The following is a 5435-nucleotide window of genomic DNA, read 5'->3' as shown; positions in this document are numbered from 1 at the left end:
ACGGAATCCCTGGGCATCGCCCTGGAGGAACTGGGTTACCATACGGGCCTGCATTTTGACAAGATCAAGATCGTGGCAGAGCACTACAAGCCCATCAAGGAGCAGCTCCGAAAAGACGGCATCCTGAACCCCAAGGTCATGGACGTGGAGCCGGACACCCTGGTGTACCAAGTACCGGGCGGCATGCTCTCCAATCTTCTCTCCCAGCTGAAGGACGCCAAGAAGGAACACCTCTACGAGGAAGTTCTCCGAGAAGTCCCCAAGGTTCGGGCAGAGCTCGGTTATCCGCCGCTGGTTACCCCCCTTTCTCAGATGGTGGGCACCCAGGCGGTGATGAATGTCTTAAGCGGAGAACGCTACAAGATGGTTCCCAAGGAGATCAAGGACTACGTCAAGGGTCTCTACGGCACCCCTCCGGGAGAAATCTCCCCGGAGATGAAGGAAAAGATCATCGGCGAGGAAGAAGTGCTGACCATGCGTCCAGCCGATCTTCTGAAGCCCGAGATGGAGAACTTCAAGGCGGAACTGGGCGATCTGGCCGAGTCCACCGAGGATGTCCTCATGTACGCGCTTTTCCCCACCCTGGCCCTGCCGTTCCTGAAGAAGCGGAAAAATCCCTTCTACGATATCCAGGAGCAGACCGTCACGGTGATTCTGTAAAACAAGTACTCCCTCCGGAAAAGTTTTTCTGGAGGGAGTTTCCTGTGTTAGAAAGATTTCATTTTAACTTTGTATACAATGTTATATAATAAGGAAGAGAAAAAACCGGAAACGAGGAGGGAAAGCCATGCGGAAAGTAGGAACTACACAAACGAAAGATCAGATTGCCGATATTCTGCGAGAATATATTCTCTCCGGACGGCTGACCCCCGAGGCGGATATCGTCCAGGAGGATCTGGCGGAACTGCTTCAGCTTTCCCGAACTCCAGTGCGGGAAGCTCTCCAGGTGCTGGAACAGGAGGGGCTCCTCGAAAGACTCTCCAACCGCCACATGCGCGTGGTGCCCGTAACCCAGGAAGAGATCCTTACGATCTTCCAGGTGCTGGGTGCTCTGGAAGGGGAGATTCTCTCCCTTCTTTCCGGTCACCCGGAGAAGTGGGGGGAACTGACTCGGTTGGCGAAGGAGCATGCTTTGGCCCTAAACCAGGGCTATCCGGGAAAATGCCGAGAACTGGAAAAAACGTTCCATCTTGCGCTGTCCCAGGAACTGGGCATTCCCTATCTCCAGAAAATGCACCAGAAAGTGCTCAGCGGGTATCCGTTCTATGCCATGGACCGGGCGGGTGACGCCCAGGCCTCCGGGGCCATGATGACGGCGGTGCTGGAACGGCTGGCTGCCCAAGATCAATCAGGACTTCGAAGCCTGGCGAAGGAATATTTCCAAGCCCTGGCTCTTCGATACGAAAAGGATGAAAACAAATGAAGAATCTGAAACCAATCAAACTGGTTCCCGCCCGGGAAATGGTGGCCATTCGGCTACGCGAAGCCATCATGCTCCGGGAACTGAAGGAAGGGGATCTCATCACCCTGGAAGGCATCGCCAGTCAGCTGGATGTCTCCATCACCCCCGTCCGGGAAGCCTTCCAGATTCTGGAAGGCGAGCTCCTCATCAAGCGTCGTCCCAATAAGAGCGCCCTGGTTCTGGGCATCTCGCGAAAAAACCTCCAGGACCACTACGAAACCCGTGCCGTACTGGAAAGTGAAGCGGCAGCCATGGCGGCCAAAAGCGGTGCTGACATCTCCGATATTGTGGAACTGCACCAGCACACAGAAAAGCTCCTCAATGAAGGGGTGGTGGAGGAGTACTCCAATTCCAACCATGCCTTCCACCTGGGAATCTGGGAAGCCGCCGGCAATGACAAAATCAAGGCCATCCTGACCTCCCTCTGGAACGGACTCTCCATGGATGTGGGGATTACGGAAATGGAATATGCGAAGCTTTCCCACCGGGAGCATACGGGCATCCTCCAGGCCATTTTGGACCGGGATCCGGAAAAGGCCCGAGCTCTCATGAATGAACATATCTACCGCAGCTACAAGAATATTCTCACTCGCTTCAACGTGGAGGAGAACAAGCAAAACGAAGAAGAGAAGAACGGCCAGTAGCCGATCTTTTCAGGAGCCTTCCGCCCATGGGGCGGAGGGCTCCTTTTTCTTGAACAGCCGACATCATCCAAATGTTAATTTTATAACAAGCTTAAGAATCTTCACCGAAAAATTATCTTGACAACGTGTTCATCCGGTGGTATCTTCTAATTGTATACATTATCAAATATTAATGATAAGTGATCGAACAAGGATTTTCTTAAGGAGGAAATGTAATGAGCAACAGCCAAGCCGCTCAAACCCTAACGGACATCATGTCCAAATTTGTTGCCCTGGTCGGAAAACAGCTGCCGGACGATGTAACGGAAAAGCTGAAGGATCTCGCGGAGAACGAGGAGATGCCCATGGCCAAAATGATCTACGACTCCATGTTTCTGAACCAGAAGATGGCCCTGGAATTCAACCGGCCTTCCTGCCAGGACACGGGCGTACTGCAGTTTTTTGTGCGGGTGGGAACTAAATTCCCCCTCATCGATGAACTGGAGGAGATTCTTCGCAGCGCCGTAGTCGATGCCACGAAGAGAGCTCCCCTGCGCCACAATGCCGTGGAAACCTTCGATGAAAAGAACACCGGAACCAATACAGGCAAGAAAGCACCCTGGATTGATTTCGAGATCGTCCCCTACAGCGACAAGGTGGAGATCGATGTCTACATGGCCGGCGGCGGATGCTCCCTCCCCGGAACCGCCAAAGTGCTGATGCCCTCTGCCGGTTATGAAGAAATTGTCCGCTACGTGGCGGAAGTCATGACCACTTACGGGCTCAATGCCTGCCCTCCACTGCTGGTGGGAATCGGTATCGGAACCTCCGTGGAAAGTGCAGCCATCATGTCCAAGAAAGCTCTCATGCGCCGCATCGGAACCCATAACTCCAATGAGAAGGCTGCAGAACTGGAAAGAATGCTGGAAGACGGCATCAACAAGATCGGCCTCGGACCCCAGGGACTCACTGGATCCGCATCGGTCATGGGCGTTCACATCGAGAATGCCGCCCGTCATCCTTCGACCATCGGTGTTGCCGTTAACGTGGGCTGCTGGTCCCATCGCCGGGGAACCATCCTCATCGACAGCGCCCTCAACTATGAACTACTTACCCACAAGGAGGTTGTACTATGAAGAAGATCCTAACAACACCCATCAGCGCCAGTGATCTGGAAGGGCTGAACGTGGGAGATGTGGTGTACCTGAACGGACACATCGTCACTTGCCGCGACGTAGCTCACCGAAGACTCATTGAATACGGAAGAGAACTTCCCGTAGATCTTCAAGGCGGAGCCATCTTCCATGCCGGCCCCATTGTGCGTAAAATCGAAGGGGAAGAGAACAAGTTTGAAATGGTCTCTGTGGGACCCACCACCAGCATGAGAATGGAAAAGTTCGAGAAAGAGTTCATCGCTCGCACCGGCGTGAAGCTGGTCGTTGGCAAAGGCGGTATGGGGAAAGAAACCATGGAAGCCTGTCAGGAACATAAAGCTGTCCATGCGGTTTTCCCCGCCGGATGCGCCGTCCTGGCCGCCAAGGAAGTGGAAGAGATCGAGCGGGCAGAGTGGATGGACCTGGGCATGCCGGAAACCCTCTGGGTCTGCCGCGTGAAAGAGTTCGGGCCCCTCATCATCTCCATTGATACCCACGGCAATAACATCTTTGAACAGAACAAGGTCATCTTCAATGAACGCCGAGATCAGATCGTCAAAGAAATTTCCGAGAAAGTCAAATACATTAAGTAAGAGAAACTATTAGGGGGAAAGTCAATGTTAACCTTCATCGCATTAGCCATGATCCTGGTCTTCATCCTCAGTCTTTCCATGCGAAAACTCAATGTTTTCGGCGCACTCACCATCGTCCCCTTTGTCTTTGGTGTCATCGCTGCCTTGGTTAAAGGGAAATCAGTGCTGGATGTCTTCACCTGGATCAAGAACGGAATTTTCTACACGCAAAATGCCACCACGGGGAAAGTATCCATGGGCGTCATCTCCCCAGCTATCATCATTCTCTTTGCCGTTCTCTTCTTCGGTGTTATGCTCTACGCTGGACTCTTCGATCCGCTCAGTGAGTTCTTTATCAAGAAAGCCAAGGGAGATCCACTGAAGGTCACCCTGGCCACCGTACTGGTCGCCAGCGTCGTTACCTTAAACGGGGACACCACCACCACCATCATCATCGTCATTGCAGCCTTCCTGAGCCTTTGGAAACAGATGAACATGAAGCTCATCTACCTGGCCATCATCGTGGTCACCCCCATCGGCATCTTCAATCAGCTTCCCTGGGGCGGCCCCACCATTGCCGCAGCCACGGCTCTGGATGTGGAAATCAGTACCCTCTTCGCCAGCATCCTTCCCGGTATGCTCGTGGCCGAAGTCTATGCCATCTTCATGGCGTACTGGCTAGGCAAAAAGGAAAGAAAGAGACTGAACTTCGATCCCAAGACCACCGCAGAGCTTCATCCCGAAGTTCTCCAGGAAATGCTTAATGCCATTCGCGAAAACGAGCCCGAAAAGAAGAGACCTAAGCTTTTCTGGTTCAACCTGGGACTCACCATTCTGGTGCTGACGCTGCTCCTCATGGATGTGGTCCACGGCTCTGTCCTCTTCATGCTGGGTACCGCCATCGCCCTGAAGGTTAACTACTGGGATGTGCCCACAGCTAAGGGAATCTTGGATGATCTGGCTCCCGATGCGCTTCCTCCGGCTCTGGCCACGCTGGCTGCCGGTGCCTTCTCTGGAATCCTCGGCGGAAGCGGCATGTCTGCAGCCCTGGCCACCAGCATTGCTGGGATCATTCCTTCCGGACTAGGTGCCCACATGGCACCCATCTATGCCATCATCGCAGCGCCAGCCATCACCTTCCTCCCTCAGGATGCCTTCTACTTTGGCATCGCCTCCGTCCTGGCAGGAGTCATGGGACAGTTTGGAATTTCCCCCGACCAGGCAGCTGTTGCCTCCATGGTGGGACAGTCCTTCCGTCTCATCAGTCCGGTGATCCCTGCGCTCTACATGCTCTGTGAGCGGACAGAAACCAACTTTGTGGACTTCCAGAAGGAGTACACCAAATATGCCTGGCCCATTCTCTTCATCTACCTGATTGTGCATACCGTCACCGGAGCTATGCCGCTGTAAAGAGACAACAGCCTTCGTGATGAGCATCTGATGCCTCTTTCCAGGGTTTCTCCTGGAAAGAGGCATTTCATTGAACGGAAATATCCGTTACGATATTTAAAGAGGATAAAGGAGGAGAGTCATGGGACTATTTGATCTGTTCAGGAAGAAGAAACCGGAACCTGTCCATCAAGAAGCGGTTTCACCCGCACCGGCAGCGCCGGTGAGTGCTCCA

Annotated in this window: 5 protein-coding genes and 1 pseudogene; all 6 read left to right on the top strand. The window is 53.4% G+C overall.

The window, feature by feature from the left end:
* Positions 1-660, top strand: a pseudogene (locus KCG48_RS14215) (oxaloacetate decarboxylase subunit alpha); the annotation flags it as partial.
* Positions 661-787: 127 nt separating this feature from the next.
* The gene (locus KCG48_RS14210) at positions 788-1423 is read left to right on the top strand and encodes a GntR family transcriptional regulator (protein ID WP_211802840.1); all 636 of its coding nucleotides are present in this window, start codon (positions 788-790) and stop codon (positions 1421-1423) included.
* Positions 1420-2106 carry a GntR family transcriptional regulator gene (locus tag KCG48_RS14205; protein WP_211802839.1) on the top strand — a complete coding sequence of 229 codons (687 nt, stop codon included), beginning with the start codon at positions 1420-1422 and terminating at the stop codon, positions 2104-2106. Before KCG48_RS14210 ends, KCG48_RS14205 begins: the two co-directional genes overlap by 4 nt.
* A gap of 215 nt (positions 2107-2321) precedes the next feature.
* On the top strand, positions 2322-3221 hold the full coding sequence (gene ttdA, locus KCG48_RS14200) for a L(+)-tartrate dehydratase subunit alpha (RefSeq protein WP_211802838.1): 900 nt from the start codon (positions 2322-2324) through the stop codon (positions 3219-3221).
* A complete protein-coding gene (ttdB, locus tag KCG48_RS14195; RefSeq protein ID WP_211802837.1) occupies positions 3218-3832 on the top strand; it encodes a L(+)-tartrate dehydratase subunit beta in 615 nt (204 codons plus the stop codon). The genes ttdA and ttdB overlap by 4 nt, the downstream gene beginning before the upstream one ends.
* A gap of 24 nt (positions 3833-3856) precedes the next feature.
* Positions 3857-5221 carry a citrate:proton symporter gene (locus KCG48_RS14190; RefSeq protein WP_211802836.1) on the top strand — a complete coding sequence of 455 codons (1365 nt, stop codon included), beginning with the start codon at positions 3857-3859 and terminating at the stop codon, positions 5219-5221.
* The last annotated feature ends 214 nt before the right edge of the window (positions 5222-5435 follow it).

The organism is Proteiniclasticum sediminis (assembly GCF_018128025.1).
GTDB lineage: Bacteria > Bacillota > Clostridia > Clostridiales > Clostridiaceae > Proteiniclasticum > Proteiniclasticum sediminis.
The sequence above is the reverse complement of the archived record's forward strand: the minus strand, read 5'-3'. Positions and strand labels throughout refer to the sequence as shown.

Coding starts and splice junctions, on each gene's coding strand:
- KCG48_RS14210 (WP_211802840.1), top strand. CDS start 788: ATGCGGAAAGTAGGAACTACACAAACGAAAGATCAGATTGCCGATATT.
- KCG48_RS14205 (WP_211802839.1), top strand. CDS start 1,420: ATGAAGAATCTGAAACCAATCAAACTGGTTCCCGCCCGGGAAATGGTG.
- ttdA (WP_211802838.1), top strand. CDS start 2,322: ATGAGCAACAGCCAAGCCGCTCAAACCCTAACGGACATCATGTCCAAA.
- ttdB (WP_211802837.1), top strand. CDS start 3,218: ATGAAGAAGATCCTAACAACACCCATCAGCGCCAGTGATCTGGAAGGG.
- KCG48_RS14190 (WP_211802836.1), top strand. CDS start 3,857: ATGTTAACCTTCATCGCATTAGCCATGATCCTGGTCTTCATCCTCAGT.